The 23981-nt window shown below is 33.9% G+C and carries 18 protein-coding genes; 5 read left to right on the top strand and 13 right to left on the bottom strand.

The genetic code is table 11. From position 1 onward, the window contains the following. Positions 1-57: 57 nt before the first annotated feature. On the bottom strand, positions 58-501 hold the full coding sequence (locus AAA453_RS02685; protein WP_069816593.1) for a GNAT family N-acetyltransferase: 444 nt from the start codon (positions 499-501) through the stop codon (positions 58-60). Between the two features lie 511 nt (positions 502-1012). Here AAA453_RS02685 and AAA453_RS02680 point away from each other — a divergent pair. After that, positions 1013-3175, top strand: a complete 2163-nt coding sequence (locus tag AAA453_RS02680; protein ID WP_427706085.1) for a bifunctional glycosyltransferase/CDP-glycerol:glycerophosphate glycerophosphotransferase — start codon at positions 1013-1015, stop codon at positions 3173-3175. Between the two features lie 68 nt (positions 3176-3243). Here the strand turns inward: AAA453_RS02680 and AAA453_RS02675 are convergent, their stop codons facing one another. From AAA453_RS02675 to betB, 4 genes are all read right to left on the bottom strand, one after another. Beyond that, the gene (locus AAA453_RS02675; protein WP_427706083.1) at positions 3244-3819 is read right to left on the bottom strand and encodes a GNAT family N-acetyltransferase; all 576 of its coding nucleotides are present in this window, start codon (positions 3817-3819) and stop codon (positions 3244-3246) included. 225 nt (positions 3820-4044) lie between these two features. Continuing rightward, positions 4045-4368 carry a DMT family transporter gene (locus tag AAA453_RS02670; protein ID WP_427706081.1) on the bottom strand — a complete coding sequence of 108 codons (324 nt, stop codon included), beginning with the start codon at positions 4366-4368 and terminating at the stop codon, positions 4045-4047. Positions 4369-4621: 253 nt separating this feature from the next. Continuing rightward, entirely contained in the window at positions 4622-6304 is a 1683-nt protein-coding gene (betA, locus tag AAA453_RS02665) for a choline dehydrogenase (protein WP_427706079.1), read from the bottom strand. 59 nt (positions 6305-6363) lie between these two features. Further along, a complete protein-coding gene (gene betB / locus AAA453_RS02660) occupies positions 6364-7857 on the bottom strand; it encodes a betaine-aldehyde dehydrogenase (protein ID WP_069833103.1) in 1494 nt (497 codons plus the stop codon). Between the two features lie 202 nt (positions 7858-8059). Here betB and cudC point away from each other — a divergent pair, with 202 nt between their 5' ends. After that, positions 8060-8611 (top strand): choline uptake/conversion transcriptional regulator CudC, encoded by a 552-nt coding sequence (cudC, locus tag AAA453_RS02655; protein ID WP_427706077.1) that lies wholly within the window; start codon positions 8060-8062, stop codon positions 8609-8611. Positions 8612-8865: 254 nt separating this feature from the next. Here cudC and AAA453_RS02650 read toward each other — a convergent pair whose 3' ends face one another. Together AAA453_RS02650 and AAA453_RS02645 are read right to left on the bottom strand one after the other, a co-directional pair. Beyond that, positions 8866-10488: a BCCT family transporter gene (locus AAA453_RS02650; RefSeq protein ID WP_427706075.1), complete on the bottom strand. Its 1623-nt coding sequence runs from the start codon at positions 10486-10488 to the stop codon at positions 8866-8868. 597 nt (positions 10489-11085) lie between these two features. Then, on the bottom strand, positions 11086-12219 hold the full coding sequence (locus AAA453_RS02645) for an ABC transporter substrate-binding protein (protein ID WP_427706073.1): 1134 nt from the start codon (positions 12217-12219) through the stop codon (positions 11086-11088). Between the two features lie 273 nt (positions 12220-12492). Here AAA453_RS02645 and AAA453_RS02640 point away from each other — a divergent pair, with 273 nt between their 5' ends. Next, positions 12493-13218 (top strand): class I SAM-dependent methyltransferase, encoded by a 726-nt coding sequence (locus AAA453_RS02640; protein WP_427706071.1) that lies wholly within the window; start codon positions 12493-12495, stop codon positions 13216-13218. A 127-nt stretch (positions 13219-13345) separates the two neighbouring features. Next, complete coding sequence (locus tag AAA453_RS02635) at positions 13346-14236, top strand: fructose bisphosphate aldolase (protein ID WP_069816577.1); 891 nt, start codon at positions 13346-13348, stop codon at positions 14234-14236. A 200-nt stretch (positions 14237-14436) separates the two neighbouring features. Here AAA453_RS02635 and AAA453_RS02630 read toward each other — a convergent pair whose 3' ends face one another. Next, positions 14437-15000: a DUF488 family protein gene (locus AAA453_RS02630; RefSeq protein WP_427706069.1), complete on the bottom strand. Its 564-nt coding sequence runs from the start codon at positions 14998-15000 to the stop codon at positions 14437-14439. Between the two features lie 196 nt (positions 15001-15196). Here AAA453_RS02630 and AAA453_RS02625 point away from each other — a divergent pair, with 196 nt between their 5' ends. Further along, a complete protein-coding gene (locus AAA453_RS02625) occupies positions 15197-16204 on the top strand; it encodes a PTS transporter subunit IIC (RefSeq protein ID WP_069816573.1) in 1008 nt (335 codons plus the stop codon). A gap of 113 nt (positions 16205-16317) precedes the next feature. On the opposite strand, the gene AAA453_RS02620 is transcribed toward AAA453_RS02625, so the two are convergent. The 5 genes from AAA453_RS02620 to cls all read right to left on the bottom strand — a co-directional run bounded on the left by AAA453_RS02620 (position 16318) and on the right by cls (position 23803). Further along, positions 16318-17700 (bottom strand): APC family permease, encoded by a 1383-nt coding sequence (locus tag AAA453_RS02620; RefSeq protein WP_427706067.1) that lies wholly within the window; start codon positions 17698-17700, stop codon positions 16318-16320. 165 nt (positions 17701-17865) lie between these two features. After that, positions 17866-19245, bottom strand: a complete 1380-nt coding sequence (locus tag AAA453_RS02615; RefSeq protein WP_427706065.1) for an NAD-dependent succinate-semialdehyde dehydrogenase — start codon at positions 19243-19245, stop codon at positions 17866-17868. Positions 19246-19332: 87 nt separating this feature from the next. Continuing rightward, a complete protein-coding gene (gabT, locus tag AAA453_RS02610) occupies positions 19333-20649 on the bottom strand; it encodes a 4-aminobutyrate--2-oxoglutarate transaminase (protein ID WP_427706063.1) in 1317 nt (438 codons plus the stop codon). 108 nt (positions 20650-20757) lie between these two features. Next, positions 20758-22143, bottom strand: coding sequence for a PLP-dependent aminotransferase family protein (locus tag AAA453_RS02605; protein ID WP_427706061.1), 1386 nt, complete (start codon positions 22141-22143; stop codon positions 20758-20760). A 175-nt stretch (positions 22144-22318) separates the two neighbouring features. Then, positions 22319-23803: a cardiolipin synthase gene (cls, locus tag AAA453_RS02600; RefSeq protein ID WP_427706059.1), complete on the bottom strand. Its 1485-nt coding sequence runs from the start codon at positions 23801-23803 to the stop codon at positions 22319-22321. Positions 23804-23981: the final 178 nt, after the last annotated feature.

Here is a 23981-nt window from a genome sequence, read left to right as displayed (position 1 = left end):
TTTAATTAAATACAATTCATTCACTTAAACTTCACGAGTGCAAAATCACAAGTTGTTCTAATCTGTTATTTGCATAGACATCGTTATATTTCTATCACAAAAACCCATTTTTTCGTATAATTTTTTAGCAAAGTTATTCGCAAAAACATTCAGCCTTACTTCTTTGATATTTTTCGCTTTAAAATACTCGCCGACAAATTGTATTAATTCTTCAGCGACCCCGTGTCTTCTATATTCATCAAATACATACAACTCATATATAAATCCATACTCTTCTTGAATAAAATAATCTGTTTTGTCATCTATAAGTACGAAACCTTTCATGTGTGATTCTTCTATTAATACATAATATTCAGCACCTTCGCTTATTAACTGTTTTGACACTGATCTCATCGCATGATCTGATAAGTCAAAGTCTGCTGTTATTGCTTCTTTAAATACAGTCGGTATCGTCTCATTGATTATTTTCAATTCTTCTTGGTTTGCTTTTCTAATTGTCATTATTATGCACCCTTTCTTCAACACACTTTCATTGTAAATACTTACAATCATTGTTATATCACTTTACATTTCAAATAATTTTTATTACTTTGACAATACCCTAAATCAAAAGAAATTAATTTCAAGACTTTGCACAATAAAAACTTTATCGTCTGACAACTTTAATATCAATAGAATTCTTATTAACTACTGGATATATTGTATTTTTATAGTAAAATAGGATAGTGACTTTATCTATATACCATTAATTACAGGCGGCTTCACTATATTATTAAGATGGTTTTTGTAATATACAAATACCTATTTTTCAAATGTGAATACTGTACATGATACAATGGATGCTTTACAATCAACAGATCATCCGATGATTGACAACCATTGTTTTTTTAATAGAGCATTTCAATAACTTACAACGCTATTATCAATAGTTGAAAATATTATAAAAAGTTCGATATATTCTACCTTATATCAAAATATAAAGAGAAAATTTTTTAAAAAGAGGGAATAAATAATGAAGTCTATATCTGTCATAGTGACTTATTACAACTCAGAAGACTATATAGAAAGATGTTTAACTAGTCTTAAAAAACAAAGATTTCAAGATTTTGAGTTAATTTTAGTTAATGATGGTTCAACTGATAATTCAAAAACAATCGCAACACAAAGTATTGCAAATTGGGATATACCAATAAAAGAAATTGATTTACAACAAAATACAGGTCATGCACATGCAAGAAATATTGCCATGCAAGAAGTAGATGCACCATATTTTATATTCATTGATTCAGATGATTATTTAGCTTCTTATGCACTTGCATTTTATATGAAAAAAATAAATCAATTTGACGCACTTATTTCACCAATACATTCATTTACACTTGATATACCACAATATATAGACCAAGACTTAGTGCGTGTAGACTATTTAGATACGAAAACTAAATCAAATCAATTTTTACGCAAAAATTCAGCATGTAATATTGTCTTTAAAACGGCTATCGCACGTGGACATAATTTACAATTTAATGAAGCCTTAGATGTCTTTATTGACTGGTCTTTCATATTAGATTTCATAAAATACTCAAACGGTTTTGTACGTGTGAGTCGCTTCCCATTTTATATCAAAGGCGAAGTTTATGACCCATTCTTAAAACCAAGGTTATCTAAACAAGATTTCGGCATCGTCTTCAACGATTATGTTTATAGTTTTTCAGATTCTATCCAACGCGCACCTTTAAAAGAAAACAAACGTTTCATAAAAAATAAAATGAAAAATTTATTTAAATATTCGTTTGAGCCTTCGTTGAGAAAAACACCTGAAAGATATGAACAAAATAGTGAGTTATTACCAAGCGTTACAAGACAACTCTTTCCTACAATTTTCAAAAATGAAAAACCTTTATTTATCGCTGAAGCACTCATGCTTATGTTTAATAAGAGAAAATCAGCATTTAAAATTAATCAGCTTAGAAATAAAGCAAGATTAGCTAAAAATGTTGTTTTACGCAGAAAAAATAAACATCGTGCACTTTACCAATTGACAGATTCTGAAAATAAAGTTAATCCAAAAACAATTGTATTTGAAGCTTTTGGTGGTAAAAATTACAGCGATAGTCCTAAATATGTTTATGAATATATGATGAAACATCATCCGAATTATGAATTTATATGGGTATTAAAAAAGCCTGACAGCATACAAATACCAGGCCCAGCAAAAAAGGTTCGAAAAAATTCTAAAGCATACTATGATGCTTATTCTAGAGCAAAATATTGGGTATCAAATGCTAGGCTCCCACTGTTTCTAAATAAAAAGCCTAACCAAGTCTATATCCAAACTTGGCACGGTACGCCATTAAAACGCTTGGCAAACGATATGAAAGTCATTCGTATGCCTGGAACAACAACAGATCGTTATAAACGCAACTTCAGAGAAGAAACAAATCGTTGGGATTATCTCGTTTCACCAAATGCTTATTCATCAAAAATATTTGAAACAGCATTCTGGATGAACCCAGAACAAATTCTAGAAATTGGTTATCCTAGAAATGACGTTTTAGTTAATCGTTCACAAGACGAAGCCTATCTTCAAGAAATCAAAGAAAACTTAAATTTACCTGAAGATAAGAAAGTGATTATGTACGCTCCTACATGGAGAGATGATGAATTTGTTAAAAAAGGTAAATACTTGTTTGATTTGAAAATAGACTTAGATAACTTACATGAACAATTAGGTGACGAATATGTGATTTTATTAAGAATGCATTACCTAATTTCTAATGCCCTCGATTTAAGAGGTTATGAAGAGTTTGCAATTGACGTTTCAAATTACAGTGACATCTCTGAATTATACTTGATTTCAGATTGTTTAATCACAGATTATTCGTCAGTCATGTTTGATTACGGCGTACTAAAAAGACCACAGTTCTTTTTCGCTTATGATTTAGATAAATACGGTCAAGATTTACGTGGTTTCTATCTTGATTATCATAAAGATTTACCAGGTCCAATTTATCAAGATGCTTATAAATTAGCTGATGATTTGAAAAACTTAGACCAGGTAAAAGTAGATTACAAAGATAAAATCGACACTTTCTATAATGACTTTTGTTCATTAGAAGATGGTAAATCGTCTAAAGCAATTTCTGATTTAATTACTGGTCAACAAGACGAGTAGTTTTTATACAAGCGTTTCAGCGCTTGTATTCCTTTATTAAATTAGCCTTATGGGGTGGAAACAAGCAATCAAATTTCAAATTTTGATTGCTTGTTTCCACCCCTATTTTCATTTAATTTTTGAGCTAATAACTGCCAAGCTCTGTGATAATTATCGTCTAATTGTACAGGTTTAAAACCAAACTCAAGATACATATTGATGGCTTTATAACTTATCGTTTGTGAAGTTAAATAAGCTTTATTATGATGTAACGCTAAAATATTCATTGCTGCACTAAGTAATGGCTTAGATAACTTTTTGCCTTGATATGCTGGTATGATACCAACCCAATGAATTCTCCCCATCATTTGACTATCATCACCTAAATAGCCATACCATGCAGTAGTCGTGCCTACAACTTCCTGCTCTTCATTTTCAATGAAGATACAACGTTGTTCCATCTCTGTTACATGATCTCCAAACTCTTTATCAAACCTTTCTAATGCCATGTCCTCAGTTGTAAACTCACCTGCTAGCGTTTCTATATAAGCCCATAATTTTTCATCGCCTTTACGAAATTTCCTAATGACAAAACCTTTAGGCACATCATACTGTGGTATGTCATCTAACTGTGTTCTCACCATTTGTACTTTAATATTTTCCATTCTGCCACACCCCACATCTTTAAATTTGTTATATCAACTTATGTTTATAATAGCCTTATTCTCATCATAAAAACACCTATTACAACTTCAAATAAAAACTTATCAATTATGCACATTATAAATTTATGAAAAATATAAAAAAACTGCCAACCAAAAAGTTATACACTTTTGGTGACAGTGAAAATATCTATGCTTATCTAGGATGATATTCAAATCTATACTTCCTTATTTTGAAACACCTATCGTGTTCAACAATACAATACCTATGAGTATAAACACGATTGCTATGATGCCTGTGAGATTTAGGTTTTCATTAAATAAAACGACTGCGAGTACTGTACTTAGTACTAATCCCAAACCAGCCCAAGTGGCGTAACTTAAGCCTAACGGTAGATATTTCATAGCTAAACTAAAAAAATAAAAACAAATCATAAATGAGATGATTGCTGATAAACTTGGGTATAATTTACTAAAACCTTCAGAAGCCTTAAGTGAAACAGTGCCTGTTACTTCAGTAATAATAGCAATCAATAAATATAAATAAGCCATAATACTCCTTCCCTAAATCGAAGCACTTGGAAAGTTAATCGTTTTTATATTAACGCTTTTACCAATCACGCTACTTCCATTTAATCAATATCAAAGTCCTATTTAACTATTGGATCAATAGTTCTCTTTGTAATTTACAACTCTAAAGCAGTATCATTTTAACAGCTACAAATAATAAGCAACTGGTGAAAATCATTAAATTTATGACTTCACCAGTTGCTGTTTTTAAATTATATAGATTGGTTCATTGCTTTTATTTTACTGTTCCTGCATCTTTGTCATGTACACCATGACGATAGAAATCAACGTTTTCTGGTTCCATAGGTTTTTTACCACGGATAATGTCTGATGCTTTTTCTGCCATCATTAATACAGGTGAGTGGATATTTCCGTTTGTAGTGCGCGGCATTACAGATGCATCTACAACACGTAAGTTTTCCATACCATGTACTTTGAATGTCTCAGGATCAACAACTGACATTTCGTCTGATGCTGGTCCCATTCTACAGCTACATGATGGGTGTAATGCTGTTTCGCCATCACGTTTAACCCATTCAATAATTTCTTCATCTGTTTGTACTTCAGGTCCTGGAGAAATTTCTCCACCATTAAATGGATCTAAAGATTTTTGAGACAAGATGTTTCTAGCTACTTTGATGGCTTCAACCCATTCGCGTTTATCTTCTTCAGTAGATAAGTAGTTAAATACGAAATCTGGTTTTTCAAATGGATCTTTAGATTTAATCTTCAAGTAACCACGAGAGTTAGAATACATTGGACCTACGTGTACTTGGTAACCATGAGCATGTGGCGCTTTAGTCCCATCGTATCTTACTGCAATTGGTAAGAAGTGGAACATTAAGTTTGGATAATCTACTTCGTCATTTGAACGTACAAATCCACCACCTTCGAAGTGGTTAGATGCTGCTGCACCTTTACGACCTAAAATCCATTGCAAGCCAATGAATGGCATCTTCAACTTATTAAGGCTAGGTTGCATTGAAACTGGTTGTTTACATGCATGTTGCACGTATACTTCTAAATGGTCTTCAAAGTTTTCTCCTACGCCTGGTAAATGTAAACGAGGTTCAACACCAACTGAACGTAAGTGTTCTGAATCACCAATACCAGATAATTGTAATAATTGTGGAGAGTTAATTGCGCCACCTGATAAAATAACTTCTTTCGCATTCACTGTATGTTCTTTACCATTCTTCTTGAATGTTACACCATTTACTTTATTACCTTCAAAATTTAATTTAGTTACAAATGCACGCGTTTGTACGTCTAAGTTTTTACGTTTCATAGCTGGATGCAAGTAAGCTCTTGACGCTGATACACGTCTACCATTATGCACTTGACTATCAAAAGGTCCAAAGCCTTCTTGACGGAAACCATTAACGTCTGGTGTTTTATTATAACCTGCGTCAACACCAGCATTGAAAAATGCTTGGAATAACGGGTTTTTAGCAGGTCCACGTCTCAATTTAATTGGACCGTGGTGACCACGATACTGATCATCTTTAGTAGAACCGAATGTTGTTTCCAAACGTTTAAAGTATGGTAAACAATGGGCATAGTCCCATGATTCCATGCCTTCTGGTTGCGCCCATTTTTCATAGTCTAATGGGTTACCACGTTGATAAATCATACCGTTAATTGAACTTGAACCACCTAATACTTTACCACGCGCATGTCCAACTTTACGGCCACCCATATGTGGTTCTGCATTTGTTTCATAAATCCAGTCATATAGTTTATTTCCTGCTGGATACATTAATGCTGCTGGCATTTGGATTAATAAATCCCATGAATAGTCACTACGTCCAGCTTCTAATACAAGTACTTCATTAGACGCATCTTCACTTAAACGGCCACCAAGTACCGAACCGGCACTCCCACCACCAATAATGATATAATCATATGATTTTTTCATTTTTGATAAAACCTCCTAAATTTTTAATTATTAATATTTTATATTTGTGTGTAAATCACCTATTGTTTACCAAACCAATTTACTGGCTCTGGGTTCGTATTACGTAGAATATGTTTCTCAACTTGATATTCTGCTAAGCCTTCTTTACCAAGTTCTCTACCAATACCTGATTGTTTGTAACCACCCCATGGTGCTTGTGCAAAGTATGGGTGGAAGTCATTAATCCAAACTGTACCCATCTTCAATTTATTTACAACACGTTCAGCTTTACCGATATCTGAAGTGAATACGCCACCTGCTAGACCATAAATTGAATCATTTGCTAGTTCGATTGCTTCTGCTTCTGTTGAAAAGCCTTCAATTGTTACCACTGGACCAAATACTTCTTCTTGTACAATACGCATTGAAGTATCACAATCTGTAATGACAGTTGGTTCAAAGAAGAAGCCATCTTGTAAGTCTTCACGTTCTGGTCTTTTACCACCAATAGCAATCGTTGCGTTTTCTGATTTTGCAACTTCCATATATTTTTCTATTTTTTCTCTGTGTTCAGCTGATATAACTGGACCCATTTCAGTTTCTGGATTAAATCCATCACCTAATTTAATATTTTTAATTCTTTCAACTAAAGCTGTTTCGAATTTATCTTTGATATCGTTGTGTACTAAGATTCTTGCGCCTGCAGAACATACTTGGCCTGCATGGAAAAAACCACCATTCAAAGCTTGATCGACTGCAAGATCAAAATCAGCATCATCAAAAATAATATTAGGATTTTTACCACCAAGCTCTAATGCAACATTCGTTACGTGGTTAGCAGCTTGTTTCATAATATGTTTCCCTGTTTGAATACCACCTGTAAAAGATACTAGGTCTACTTCTTTATGAGATGATAACGGCTCTCCTACTTCAGAACCTTTACCTAAGACTAAGTTAATAACACCTTTAGGGAAGCCAACTTCCTCCATCAATTCAAATACACGAATTGTTGTTAGCGGTGTGATTTCACTTGGCTTCATAACTAGCGTACAGCCTGTAACTAATGCTGGAGCAATCTTCCATGAAGCTTGTAGTAAAGGGTAGTTCCATGGTGTGATTTGTGTGACAACACCTACTGGTTCTTTTATCACTTTACTTTCAGTATTAGGAATTGGTGAATCTATCATTTCGCCACCATCTTTATCAGCTAAACCAGCAAAATAATGAAATACATTCGCAATGTCGTCCATGTCCGCATATGATTCTTCTAATGTTTTACCTGTATCCAATGTCTCAAGTCTTGCTAATTCTTCACGGTGTTCTACGATTAAGTCAGCAATTGCGCCTACTTTTTTACCTCTAGATTCACTTGTTTCTTGAGACCATTCACTGCCTTCAAATGCATTTCTTGCAGCTAAAATGGCACGTTCACTATCTTCTGAAGTACCTTCTGCGACTTCAAAAATGACTTCTTGGTTATATGGATTAATAATTTTTCTTGTTTCTTCGTTCGAGCTATTTACCCACTCACCATCAATATATTGACGACGAGATAATTGATTTAAAAGTTCCATGAAAATTACCTCCGTTAAGTTTGTTAAATTTTTATTTAACGAATTTTACAAGCTTTATGTTAGCATAGTAATCGAAAGGGTGTCAAACGAGTTTAGTTATAAGCTGGTTATGGATTTGTATAATTATAAAAATATAGTTATTTTGAATTCCTTAATCATCAATAGCTTGAATTTGTATAAAAATTTATCGGAGGTGTACATCGTGGTACATTCAAACAACCCTGATAAGCAATTGGATGAAGCTAAAGACATTGTCATCAACGCAATTGGTGAAACGATGGACCTATACGGGATTAACAGAAGTGTAGGTAATTTATTTGGTACTATGCTCTTTGAAGACAGCATGACGTTAGATGAAATGCGTGAACAACTACAAATGAGCAAACCTAGTATGAGCGCTGGAGTTAAAAGACTCCAAGAATTCGATCTTGTCAAACAACAGTTTACACGTGGCAGTAGAAAACAACATTTCATTGCTGAAAAAGACTTTTTCAATTTCTTTAGTAACTTCTTTACCCGCAAATGGAAAAGAGAAATTGTAATTAACTCTGAGGCTGTTCATGAATCAGTAGCTATCCTTGATAAGGTCATCAATGACAAAAATGCTGATGCAGCTACAAAGACAGAAGCTAGCGAAGTCAAAGCACAATTAATTGATACATTGCCTTACTATGATTGGTTAGATAATTTGGGCCAAGCAATCGAAAGTGGCGAAATATTTAAATACTTCCCTATTCCAGAAAATAAGAAATAACACTTATTTCATTATTTCAGAGTAATTATACAATCGAAAAATGGCAGTTAGATTTCTCTTTAGATATCTAGCTGTCATTTTTTCATTTCCAGATACACTTTCATTATTGAGTTCACTATATTTAGTGAAAAAACGATGTAAAAATACGCATTTAAAATTCTTGATACGTCACAATCCACTTCCATCTCCACTACAAAAAAGCAGTAAAGCAATCTATCGTCATAGATGCTCCACTGCTTTTTATATATTTTTATCTATAAGTTGTCGTCATTTTTCTTTTCTCTCACCTGTGTAATTCTCAGTGAGCGTCGTTCTACTTCTTTATATTTATCCGCACGGCGCTCAAGTTTGAGTCGATCCTCATTTAATGTCCGTAAGAACGAGATCATCATCATGACGAAGACAATGAGTACTGGCACACTAGCAAGTAAGGAAGCTGTTTTCAACACTTCCAATGATCGCTCACCACCAACAAGCATTAATGCAAATGGTAATAAACATAAAGCGAATGCCCAATATAAACGGTTTGCTTTCAAAGGTTCTCCAACCACTTTTTTCTGAGATGCTGCTGCTAAAATATAAGACCCAGAATCAAAAGTCGTTGCTAAGAACAGTACCGCAGAAAGTAAGAATAAAATAATAACTAAGTTAGGGAATGGTAATTGATGCAACACTTCAATTATAGTTGCTTCTGTACCATGCGTGTTTAAATTCTGAACAACATCAAACGCTCCAGTTAATTGTAAATAAACTGCATAGTTACCGAAAATACCAAAGAATAACATACAGCCTAAAGTACCGTATATTATCGTACCTAGAACGACTTCTTTCATAGTTCGTCCCTTAGAAATTCGTGCAATAAACAATCCAATAAACGGTGCATATACAATCCACCATGACCAATAGAATATTGTCCAATCTTGTGGGAAGTTCGTTTCCTTACGTCCACCGATACCTCCGAATGGTTCTATCCATGTCGCCATTTGGAAGAAGTTTTTCACCATATTACCCATACCTGTTATGGTTGTTTCCATAATAAACACAGTTGGGCCAACAATCAGCACAAAACCAAGTAAAACAAATGAAAGAATAACGTTCCAATCACTTAACACTTTTATGCCTTTTTTCAATCCAGAATAAGAACTGTATGCAAAAAGTGCAGTTATGATAAATAGAATCGCACCACGCATGACCATACTATCTCCGTCTAAACCGGTCAATCTTTCTATACCTGCTGTAATCATCGGTACGCCAAGTGCGAGTGATGTTGCAGCGCCTCCAAGTAAACCGAAGATAAATATAATATCAGTAACTTGTCCAATAAAGCCATCTGTTTGGCTTTTTAAAATAGGTCTCAACGTTTGGCTGATTTTAAAGACTGGTTTTTTCTTCACGAATATAAGATAACCAATACATAGTGCTGGCAATACAAATGTTGCCCATGCGATAGGACCCCAGTGGAACATGCCATACATTGTAGCGTAGTTTAAAGCACTATCTGTCATTCCTTTACCACCGTGTGGCGGATCTTGATAGTAAAAAGCCCATTCAATAACGCCCCAATATAAAATATCTGAAGCAATACCAGCACAGAACAGCATTGCTGCCCAACTAAAATTATTGAATTCAGGTTTATCTGTAGATTTACCTAATGTCACATTTCCATATTTTCCAAATGCAATGTACAAAACAAATATTAAAATTGCTAAGCCAATAAATAAGTATACTGAACCAATTGTACTTACAACTGCTTCATTCATTTTCGTAATAATATCTTGACTGGCCTTTGGAAAAACCATCATAGGAATTACTGCAATTAATAAAATTACGGAAGACCCTATAAAGGTCGTCCAATCCATTACTTTATTCTTTTTCAATTGTTGAACACCCCTCATAGTAGATTTGTATGTAAAATTACCGCTAATAAATTTAATAAATTAGCAAGAACTATTTAATTATTCACAAACATGAGCCTAACGAATTTTAAATAATAATGCAAATTGCATTCAAACGAGTTATTTGTAAAAGATGAATAATTATATAAAAACAACAATTAATTTGAATACGGAAATCGCTACAATCACAGTGTTAAGTTTAAACTTAACGAAATTAATGAATCTTACAAACTTAACTAACTGTATTTTTATACAATAAAGATGAATATATATTCTATTTTATTTTTTTATTTTCTTTATGTATTCGGTGTTTTTTAAAAAATATTTCGTTTAATTTTTACATTTCTTGCTTTTTGTTAATATTACTAAAAAGCATAAAATAATTATAAATATAAATGCCTTGAAATTGCTTCAGATTAAACTAACTTCGAGTTTAAATTAATGGCGTTCAAAACTAAAAAAGGAGAGGTACGTGTGCACAAAAAAGTGCCAACAAAGTCAGAGATTTTGTCGACACGCATAATCTATTTTTATAATTTTGTTTTTGCCATCTTATATTGCATTTACTGTTATCGAATATTAATATTTTGCAGCATCAGATGATGGATGTAAGATTGATTTTACATCTTTGTCCGATAATTCATAATCATAAAATTTTTGATAATATGTTTTAATTTCATCTTCCATATTATATTTAAATTTATCTGGATGGTTATGTTGTGCCATCCATTTCAACATTAATGGGGCATCGCCATTTGGTGGGAACCAACGATAAATACCTAATGGTACTTTATATACCTCTTTATCTTTCACTGCTTTCACTTGGCTCCAATCTTGGCCATCTGTTTTATTTTCAATTAAATCTTCTGGTTGTGTTTCAGTGAAATTCGTAATGTAGATTTTATCCGGATTCCATTTATAAATTTGTTCCATATTAACTTCTTTTTGTCCTTCTACGCCATCTTCTCCAACTACATCAACGCCACCCGTTGCTTTAATCCATTTTTCACTATGGAAATTTGATCCAGCTACAACGATAGAATTATCTGTGTGCTGATGTAGAAATAAAACTTTGGGTTTCTCTGATTTTTTTGTGTCTTTCAAGCTTTCATCAATCATTTTTTGAGATTTTTCGCCCTCTTGCATAAACTTATCAGTTCTCTCACTTGTTTTACCACCTTTGATGTCTGAAGTTACTTCCAACCAGCTATTAAATGTAGTCAATGGATCGTCATCTTCATCATTTACAGTTTCAAGACCAATTGTAGGTATACCACTTTCTGCAACTTTATCTAAGGTTTTCTCTTCAGATGCAAGTTCAAAGTAGACATCTGGATTGATTTTAGATAATTCTTCTATATTTATATCACCATTTTTCACAAATTCAGTAGATGCTTTTTTAACATCAGGTGATATTTTAGCTAGCATTGAATTTTCTGCAGCATTATATGCATTAGGATGTAATCCCTTAATTTCTTTAGTAGAATTCGTCCCTACAAACCAAGCAGAGAAATAAGGCAGTATGCCGCCTACTACAATACTATCCGGATCTTTTTTAACCTTCACTTCACGATTGGTTTGATCCGTAACAAGCTTTTCCTCTTTCGTTAATTCTTTATCTTCTGAATTACTCGCTGTGCTGTTTGAACTGCATGCAGTAAGTAATGTAGCTGACAATACAATCCCAACTAGGATACTATATTTTCTATTCATTGCTGATCTCCTGTTCATATCCATTTTTCTAAACTAAGTCAGAATAACTTAGTTTAATTTGTAAGACCTAGAGCTATATATACGCCCTCAAAACTTGATTAATTACCTCCAATACCATTAGAAGTTTATATTTATGCATATTTCCCTATATATAAATCATTATAGTGATAATGATAATCAATTTCAATGTATTTTTAAATTATCTTACTTTTAGTTAAAAGTATTCTATAATATAGAAGGAATACTAAAGTATTGAATAAAGAGGTTTTAAAAATGGATAAAAAACAAATTGTAAATTATTGGGATAAGCGTGCCGAGTCTTTTAGTAAAGATAAACAGGCAGAATTAGAAAGTAGTCATGCAAAAGCTTGGCTGAAAGAAATAGAAGCAATTATTCCATTAAGAGATGGTTTAAAAGTCTTAGACATAGGTACAGGTGCTGGTTTTCTAGCAATCCTATGTGCGCAACAAGGTGCTGAAGTTTCAGGTATTGATCTTGCTCCTGATATGATTCAATCTGCAAAACAGAATGCACAACAATTAAATCAAAGTATACAATTTAAAGTCATGGATGCAGAACATCTAAATTATGAAAATGAAACTTTTGATGTCGTTATCGCTCGAAATGTGACATGGCTATTGCCCCACACACAAGCTACTTACAAAGAGTGGTTACGTGTGTTAAAACCAAGTGGTCATCTTATTAATATAGATGGAAACTATGGCAAAGATTCCTTTATTAATTACGGAGATATCTCAACGGATCACGCACATAATACACTGGGAGATGAAATGTTGCAGGAAAGCGAAGCCATCAAACAAAGCATACCTATTAATCACCAATCAAGACCACAATATGACATGAATATCTTAAAACAACTAGGATATGAGGCCATTCATCTTGATACTGGCGTATATACTCGAATATATAAAGAACAAGATGCTTTTTATAATCCAACACCTATATTTTTAATATCAGTTACTAAACCTATGACCTAGTTTAATGTACATTTTTTTATATTAGATAGAATATTTATTATATTTTAATATCTTAAGTGCCTTGAACTTGCGTTATGCTTCAATTTTTATCATACTAAAAGAGAATACAGTAAAAGGAGTGGTAAGAATGAATAAAGAACAATTTGATAAAGTGAAAAATGGTAAAGGTTTCATTGCTGCATTAGATCAAAGTGGTGGTAGTACACCAAAAGCGCTTAAAGATTACGGCGTTACTGAAGATCAATACGATAGCGAAGATGAAATGTTCAAACTCGTTCATGACATGCGTACACGTATTGTATCATCACCTTCATTCAGCGCTGATAAAATTATTGGTGCAATTCTTTTCGAACAAACGATGGATCGCGAAGTAGACGGTAAACATACTGGAGATTACTTAGCTGATAAAGGCGTTGTTCCCTTCTTAAAAGTTGATAAAGGCTTAGACGAACAAAAAGATGGCGTTCAATTAATGAAACCTATGCCAGATTTAGATGCTTTATTAAGTCGTGCCAACGAACACAAAATTTTTGGTACAAAAATGCGTTCTAATATTTTAGAACTTAATAAAGATGGTATTGATTTAGTTGTAAAACAACAATTTGATGTTGCTAAACAAATTATCTCTGCTGGATTAGTTCCAATCATTGAACCAGAAGTTAATATTAATGCTGAAAACAAAGAAGAAATTGAAGCATATTTAACTGACTCAATCTTAGAAGAACTAAACAAATTAAACGATGATCAACTTGTAATGTTAAAATTATCTATCCCTACAAAAGCTAACCAATATCAAACACTTATTGACCATGCTAATGTTGTACGTGTTGTTGCACTATCAGGCGGATACAGTAGAGAACATGCAAATGAAGTCCTTAAACAAAACAAAGATTTAATTGCTAGCTTCTCTCGTGCACTTATTAATGATTTAAATGTAAACCAATCAGATGAAGAATTTGATAAAATCTTAGGTGAAACAATCGAATCTATTTATGACGCTTCAGTCAATAAAGCCTAAATAAATAATTCCTACACATTATTTATTTCCCAGGAAAAGCAAAGCGCTTGAGATTTGAATACCTCAGTGAACTAATAAAAGCAGTTTTCTACTCAAAATGTAGAGAACTGCTTTTTTATGTCATACTCTTACTAAAATGTGAGGTGATTTGAGATTATAAGTTCAAGCAGTGCCTATGGTATGTAATAACCAATAACATCCTAATTACCTTTTTCAACTTCAGGATAAACAATATATCCATCATCTTCTATAATAGGCAAAGCACCCCATTGTCCTAATTCATGTTGTTGCTGAATAATTTGTTGTTGGTTATCAAGCATAATATGATGTACAGACCATTCGTGAGCAGCTAGCCAATTACTCACAATTAATCTGTGACATCGCGCTGGATGTGGTTCAGAACACATGTAAGCTACACGTTTTGAATGCCCTAATACTTCTAATGCTTTGATTCCTTCTTGAAAATCCACTGTCAAAGTATAATCAGCATAATTATGGAAAGACTCATTATTCCAAGCTTGATTAATTGTTCTACCTACACTTTCAGAGGCTTTTCTTCTACCACCTAACAACGTATTATACTGATATTCAATATTTGCTTCAGTAAGCCATTGTCTTATATTGTCTTCATTAAATTGAGGATTGCGTTTACTGCCTCTAAATGCACGTATATCCACAATGACCTCTATATTAAATTGTTGAAGCATATCTATAAATTGTTGTTCTGAGTGATTCGCGTGACCTATCGTATATATTTTCGACATTCTAATCCCCCTTACCGTTGATACATCCTGTATTTATACTATATAACCTAATTGAATTTTTATAATCTCATTTATTTAATTTTAAGGTATATTGACTATAAACTAATTCTTAAAATATACTAGCCATCATTGAAAAATATCTATATACTAAATTTAATTTATAAAATAACTTTATTTAAAGATTAAGGGGACTAAAATGAAGAATTATTTACATAGGTGGGTCATAGAAGCACTCAGTTTTATGGCTTTAGGGTTATTTGGGTCATTAATTATCGGGTTAATTTTGGATACAATAGGTAGTCAAACATTACTGCCTCAATTAGATCTATCATTTTTAACTGAAATTGGTAAGGTCGCCATGTCTGTGACAGGTGCGGCGATAGGTGTTGCAATTGCATATGGATTAGGTGCAAAACCACTCGTTATTTTTTCATGTGTTATTGTAGGAACATTGGGTTATACCACTTTTGAAGGTGGTCCTGTGGGGGCATATATTGCTACTTTAATCGTAGTTGAACTGAGTAGATTATATGCAGGCAAAACAAAAATCGATATTATTGTAACACCCTTACTAACAATTATTATTGGGGGTTTCATTGCGAAAAGTTTTGGTCCAGCGCTCAATCAATTTATGACTGGATTGGGCAAAATCATTAACGCTGCTACTGACCAACAACCATTTATAATGGGGATTCTCGTAGCAGTCATCTTTGGTTTAGCTTTAACAGCACCTATTTCTAGCGCTGCACTTGCGCTGATGCTTGATTTAAGTGGTTTAGCTGCTGGCGCGGCGACAATTGGTTGCGCAGCTCAAATGGTTGGGTTTGCAGTCAATGGCTTTAAAGACAATGGCTGGGGAGGTATATTATCTATGGGGATTGGTACAAGCATGTTACAAGTTCCAAATATTATTAAGCACCCTATGATACTCTTACCGCCAACGCTTGCGAGTGCAATTGTTGCGCCTATCATGACAACATTGTTCCCTATGACGAATAATGCTGCTGGCGCAGGTATGGGAACAAGTGGATTCATCGGACAAATTATGACAATCAATACAATGGGCGGTTCGCTGCAAGTCTGGTTGTTAATCCTTGTATTCCACATCCTCTTACCCGCAGCAATCAGTTTTTCACTTTATAAACTATGTTTCAATAAGCAATGGATTAAACCTGGGGATCAACTTATCCATATCGCTAGTTAATTTTTAAATAGCAGTGGTTTTGTCCAAATCTTACGGGAAAAGCGTGCACAAATAAGCAGCCCAAATTTTATATTTGGGCTGCTTATTTGTATTTATCATATATTAAAATAATATTACCTATCTTCTTGTACTGGTACTTGCTCACTACTCACAACATTTTTCTTTTGCGTAAAATAGAGCACAAATGCAATGAAATACCAAACTAAGACAATCAACCATTCTGATGGCCAAGCCAATGATGATGGCATGCCAGGCAAGTATATGATTAAGAATAACACACTTAATACAATTGCAATTATGCCGACTGCTTTACCATTCTTAATACGGTAAGGGCGTTCTAACTCTGGCTGTGTTTTTCGTAACTTAAGGAATGAAATAGCCACGAGTAAATAACCTAATACAACACCTATGCCACCTGCATTAACAATCCACTGAAGTGCTGGTCTACCTAATAATGGTGCAACAAATGCAAGTACACCTAAGAATAAAATACCGTGTGTAGGTGTTTTAAACTTCGGATGAATAAAAGCAAACCATTGAGGAATCATCTTATTTTTTGCCATAGCATATAAGATTCTACTACCACCAATAATGAAAGCATTCCAGCTCGTAATAATACCGGCTACCCCACCAAGCACGAGTAAGATACCGAAACCACTATGACCGAATAAATTGACCATCGCATCAGCTGTTGCTAAGCTACTTGTCGTCAGCGCTTGTGGAGATAATCCTGTGGATACACCAAAAACAATTAATAAATAAAATATGACTGACGCAATAATAGAAAATATTAAAATACCACCAATTTTTTTAGCCGGTGCTTTTACTTCTTCAGCTATTTGCGGTATGACGTCAAATCCCACAAACAAGAAGGGAATCATCATTAAGACAGACATTGTACCACCAACACCATTTTCAAATGGTTGTAAATTATTAAAGTTACCATTAAACCCTGCACCAAACACAAGTAGCAACCCTACTCCAACGATAAATATCGTAAATACTGTTTGCATAATCGCTGCTGGCTTAACGCCGAAGTAATTAAGTGATGTTAAGATGATGCTTCCTACAGAACCGATGAGTACCCATGTTAGATAAACATCCCATCCTGCGATATTCCACAATAACCCTTGATGCTGAAACGGAATCACATAATCTATCACAGTTGGCAAAGCAACCGCTTCGAATGTTATTACAGAGACATAGCCAAAAAGTACCGACCAGCCGGATATAAAAGCAATTCCCGGAGAAAAGGCTTTTTTCACAAAAACAAATCCTCCCCCTGTTTCAGGAATTGCTGCAGCTAACTCTGCATATGTAAGTCCTATCACGATAACTAAAAATCCACCTATTAAAAATGCAATAATACTTCCTACAAAACCTGCTGTTGAAACCCATTCTCCTGATAATACGACCCATCCCCATCCAAGCATGGCGCCGATAGCAAGAAACAAGACATCAACAATACTCATAGATTTATTAAATTCTGATTTCATTGAACATACCCCATATCATTCATCAAATTTCAAAAAGTGATATATCAAGGCTGAAATAACATCTAATTAATTACGATAATTCCAACCTTGCAATCACTTTATTTCCGCACTTTGTTTACTTTTAAATCATTTCATATTGTAATTGTTGAAAATCAAACTCATCTGCTAAGTTTCTATTGATAGATATTTAGTTTCTAAATATGGTTCAATTCCTTCTGTGCCGCCTTCTCGACCATAGCCACTTTCTTTCAAACCACCAAAAGGTGCATGTGCTGCAGAAGGACCACCGTCGTTCCATCCAATGACGCCGTACTCTAATTCATTAAATAGTTTCAATCCAGTACGATAATTATTTGTGAAGAAATATGAAGCCAACCCAAATTCAGTATCATTTGCAATGTCTATCACTTCATCTAAATCTTCATACGTCATGATTGGTGCCACAGGTCCAAATGTTTCTTCATGCATCACTTTCATGTTCAAATCTACATTAGAAATTACTACTGGTTTTAAGAAATTACCACCTAATGCTTGGATTTCTTCTAAACTACGAGATAATTTACCACCTTTGTCTTGTGCATCCGTAATATGTGTTAACACTTTCTCGACAGCATTGTGATCTATTAGTGGACCTATTTTAACTTTCTCCTCTAAACCATCACCTACTGTGAGTGCATGTACTTTTTCAGTTAGTCTTGCTGTATATTGTTCCGCTATATCTTTATGTACAAAGATACGGTTTGCACATATACATGTTTGTCCAGCATTTCTGAACTTAGAAGCAATCGTCCCATCAACGGCTGCTTCAATATCTGCATCATTATGTACAATAAACGGTGCAAGACCTCCAAGTTCCATCGTTACATTTTTAACCGTTTGTGCTGATTGTTCAATTAATGTTTTACCAACAGCTGTTGATCCAGTAAACGTTATTTTATTAATTTGGCCATGGCCAGTAAATATATCACCAGCATCTTTACCTGATGCAATAATATAAGATATCGCATCTTTCGGAATACCCGCTTCATGTGCAAGTTCTACTAATTTGATTGTAGTTAATGGTGTCTTCACTGCTGGTTTACAAATAATTGTACATCCTGCTGCTAAAGCTGGTGCCATTTTACGCGTAATCATTGCTGCCGGAAAATTCCAAGGTGTAATTGCTCCAACCACACCAACTGGAAATTTATCTATAACCATTTTCTTTGAAGGTGTATGAGCTGGAATTGTACGCCCATAGACACGTTTCGCTTCTTCCGCATACCATTTCACATAAGAATTTGCATAAGCTACTTCCCCTTGAGCTTCAGCCAAAGGTTTACCACCCTCAAGGGTGATCAGACGTGCAAGTTCATCTTGGTGTTCATCTATAAGTGTAGCCCATTGGTTTAATTTACCAGCACGTTCATGTGCATCTACATTTTTCCATTCTTGAAAGGCTTGATGAGCGCGGCCTATCTGCGCATCAATCTCCTCATGCGTCGTGTAATCTAAACGTTTAACTACTTCATTCGTTGCTGGATTATATACTTCTAACTGTTCCATATCCTTCACTCCTTATAAAAAACGTTTTATACTCCATGTCTATCATTAACTTATACCCTTTAATATTTTGAAAATGAACTTCATTCGTTAAGAGACGCTATAATTTGAAGTCACTTCATCAAATACATGCGTTAAAATGTTTAAGCCTTGGTTAAGTTCTGCATCGGTTATTACCAATGGCGGTAAGAAGCGTATAACATTACCTTTAATTCCTGCAGATAATAACAATAAGCCTTTGTCATTTGCAATTTGTGTGATTTTACCTGTTAGTGCTTTATCCGGTAAACCTGTTTCAGCATCTACAACTTCAAAAGCGACCATAGCACCTAGTCGACGAATCTGTGCGATCTGCTTGTGTGACTGACTGAGTTCTTCCAAATATTCTTCAATGTTATGGCCAAGCTGTTCTGCTTTATCATTTAATTGCTCTTGCTCTATAATATCGATTACTTTTAACGCAGCTTCACAAGCTAATGGATTACCTGCATACGTGCCCCCTAATTCTCCTGGTGCTGCACTATCAATAATTTCTGCTTTACCTACTACGCCACTTAAAGGAAATCCAGCAGCAAGTGATTTAGAAACTGTGATTAAGTCTGGTTCAATACCAAAATGTTCAATTGCAAAGGTTTTACCTGTTCTTGCAAAACCCGTTTGTATTTCATCTACAACAAAAACGATACCATTGTCTTCACAAATTTGTTTTACTGTATCAACAAACTTTTGATCAGGAATAATAAATCCGCCTTCACCTTGTACGGGTTCCATGACAATACATGCAACATCACTTGGATCTACAGTTTCAATGAAGAAGTCATGTAATTTATGAATCACTTGATCTACATATGCCTCTTCCGTTAATTCTTCAGATTTTTCAGAAATATTAGGATAAGGTGCTTGATAAACTTCAGGCGCAAATGGACCGAATCCATATTTATAAGGTTTCACTTTACTTGTCATAGACATTGTTAAATTTGTACGACCGTGAAAACCACGTACAAATGATACAACTGCTTGTCTTCCTGTATATTTCCGAGCAATTTTCACTGCATTTTCTACTGCTTCAGCACCAGAGTTTAGTAAAATAGCTTTTTTAGCAAATTCACCTGGCGTAATCTCTGTTAATTTCTGTGCTAGGTTAAGGTAACTTTCATACATCATGACATTAAAGCCAGGATGTATGAATTTATCTAGCTTTTCTTTTAAATGTTTAGTAATTTCTGGATGCGTATGACCGACATTAAGCGTACCAATAGCACCAGCAAAATCAATAAATGTACGACCCTCTACATCAGTAATTGTTGCGCCTTGTGCTTTATCTGCAACATGCAAATTTCCGTTACTCACACCACGTGCTACATATTTTTCTCTTTTTTCTTTAAAATACTCAAATTGATCTGACATAAAAAAAACCTCCTCATGCTTATTAAAAAAGATTTATGGTTGTCTAGAAATTTAAGTCATTATTGGTCTTATGTAAAGACCCAGTTTGAACAAACTAATGGTACCAGTTTAGTCAGAAAGAACTTGTTTCAAACGATTTACAGCTTCAGGTATCTGTGATTGTTCAATTTTCGAGAAACCAATTATTAATATTTTAACTGCTTCATTCTTTTGAAATGTTTTTACGGAAAAGCGTTTTATGGTATAGAGTTCTAATTTTTGTACTTTTGCACGTGTTTCAATTTCTGCATATGTATAAGGAGAAGTTACTTCTATGATGAAGTGTAAACCTGCACGTGTATCTTTTATTTGAATATCATCTTTAAAAACATTTTCTAAATGTTCGATTAATAGAGATCTTCTTTTTCCATATAGTTGATGCATTTTTTTAATATATTTTTCGTAATGCCCTTCTTTAATCATTAAATTGAGTGTTAATGCATTCAACATAGAAAAGTCTGGTATCATATTGTCATTTTGTAATTCAAACTGCTTAATCAATTTTGATGGTAAAATCATATAACTCATACGTAAACCTGGCATTAATGTTTTGGAAAAAGTGCCCAAGTAAATCACACTGTCATTTTTATCAAAACTAAACAATGACGGTATATTGTCTGTTTCATACTTAAACTCACTATCGTAGTCATCTTCTATAACATAACTATGCGTTTGGCTTGCCCAGTTTAATAAATCGATTCGTCTTGAGACAGGCATAATAGTACCCATAGGAAACTGATGAGATGGTGTTACGATAACAGCATTAGGTTGCGCTTGTTTGAGTTGGTCTATAGATATACCTTTATGATCTAATTCTATTGCTGTGGTTGATGTATTGGTTTGATTAAGTAATGTTCTAAAACGGGAATAACCAGGATTTTCTACAGCAATCGTTACGTTTTTTTCCATTAATTGAATTAACTGCATCAATAAAGTATTCGTTCCTGATCCTATAACGATTTGTTCAGGATGACATTGGATTCCTCTTTGATATGACACGAGTTTCGCAATAGATTGTCTAAGTTCTATTGGGCCTTTCACATGCGGAATGGTCGATAAATAATAATCATAATCTTGGAATACACGCTTTGTTAACTTTGCCCATGTATCCACTGGAAATTCTGATATATCTGTACTCATATGGGAAAAAGAGTAATCAAATGTAGTTCGAGTTGTTTGCTCGTGACCATCTAATGAAATCTGAGCGTCAGGGTCTATAATTAATTTATCTAACGGTTCTATAAAATAACCTTTTCGTTCCTTTGTATAAATGTAACCTTCAGCTAATAACTGCTCGTAGGCTGATTTCACACTGTTCACACTCACATTAAGATGCTTTGCCATATCTCTTTTTGAAGGGATTTTTTCATGACTTTCATATTTGAATGCGAGTATATCATCTTTTAAGCGATTATATAACTGTCTATAGATATATTGTTCTGTGTCCCGTTGCATAATTACACCCCTTCGCTATATTATAATTCGTTTATTATACACGTGATTCAGTCTACTATACTAATGAAATCATTTTTCTATTTTGATTTAAAAAACAACGGTAGCCACCATTAGGTTAACTACCGCTGTTGGTATTGATTTTACGTAAGGAATTATCAAACATTAGAATCAAATCTTATAAAATTGGAGATGCTAATTTAGCAATAGACTGCTTAAACTTAATCCAATGTGAACGCTGTTCGTAACGTTCTTCTGTGAGTTCTTTTGAAACTTTAAGATCTTCAATGAATGCTGCTTTTAATTGTTCCGCGATTTGTGTGTCATACATAAACGCATTAATTTCAAAGTTTAATTCAAAGCTACGGACGTCCATATTTGCAGTACCCACGCTCGATACTTCTTCATCAATCATGATCATTTTAGAATGGATAAACCCATCTTCATATGTGTACACTTTCACACCATCTTTAATTAGCTGTGCCACGCTTGTGATTGTCGCCCAATATACAAATATATGATCAGGTTTACATGGTATAATCAAATGAACCTCGACGCCTGATTTCGCGGCAATACGCAAGGCATTAATAAAACCTTTATCCGGTATAAAATAAGGAGTGTGCATATAAATAGATTTTTTAGCATTCATAATCATCTTCATATATCCAAATTCAATTTGATGCCAATTATCACTCGGCGCACTGGCAGCCAGTTGCATAGACACGTTGCCACCTTGATAGGCATTGTCTGGGAAATATTTTTCGTTATACTCTAGCTGTTCACGTTTAGCTTGCGAGTTCCAATCATGTATAAAACTCAATTGCAACGCATCCACACCGTCGCCTCTCACTCTTAAGTGCGTATCTCTCCAATAGCCAAACTTCTTGTTTAAACCTAAATATTCGTCACCTATGTTGAAACCACCTACATAACCTGTCTGTCCATCAATAATTACAATTTTACGGTGATTTCGGTTATTTACTCTAAAATTTATAAAAGGGACTTTAGATTTGAAAAATGCTTCGACTTGTCCGCCCTCTGACTGAAACTTTTTAAAATTAGAATTATGTACCGATTTAGAACCCACCGCATCATAAAGTAGTTTGACCTCTAAACCTTCTGCAGCTTTTTCTTCTAATATTTCAATAATTTCAGTACCTAAGCCGTCTAATTTCAAAACGTAATATTCCATATGAATATAGCGCTTAGCATTGCGTAAATCTTTTTTCATTTGGTCATACAAATCATGACCATCTGTATAAATATCGATATTATTATTATTACTTAAAAAAGATTGTTCTTTAGTTAACAACGCATTAGCAAGGTCTGCGTGCTTTCTTACAATAGCATTTTTCGAATCACTAATTCTGTTTGTATCATCTTGAAGTTGAGACTGTAACCTTTTCAAACCGTCTTCAATTTGATTATGTTCAAACCCACGTTCGCGTTTTTTCCTAACTGCACGCCCAAAAAATATATATACAATAAATCCTAAAATCGGCATAACGAATAATAAGAATAGCCATGCCCAAGTTGCAGTCGCATCTCTTCTATCTCTGTCTAAAAATACGATAAGGAAAGCTAACACAATATTAATCAGATAGAAGAAGATTAGCACGCCTCTAAATATTGGACTTATACCTGTATCAAACATTAATTGCATAAAATCACCCCACTACTTCACTTTTATAAAAATTGTTATTTAAAAATTAACTGTTGTATTAAACTTTTCATTTTATTCTCATATAAATTGAATGTCATAAATAATAACGTTCAACAAAGAATATTTCAATAGATATAATCATTTCAATTATATTCTATTATGAGTATTTTTACCATTT

This window comes from Staphylococcus parequorum (assembly GCF_039237145.1).
Taxonomy (GTDB): domain Bacteria; phylum Bacillota; class Bacilli; order Staphylococcales; family Staphylococcaceae; genus Staphylococcus; species Staphylococcus equorum_A.
This window is presented reverse-complemented; position numbering and strand designations above follow the sequence as displayed.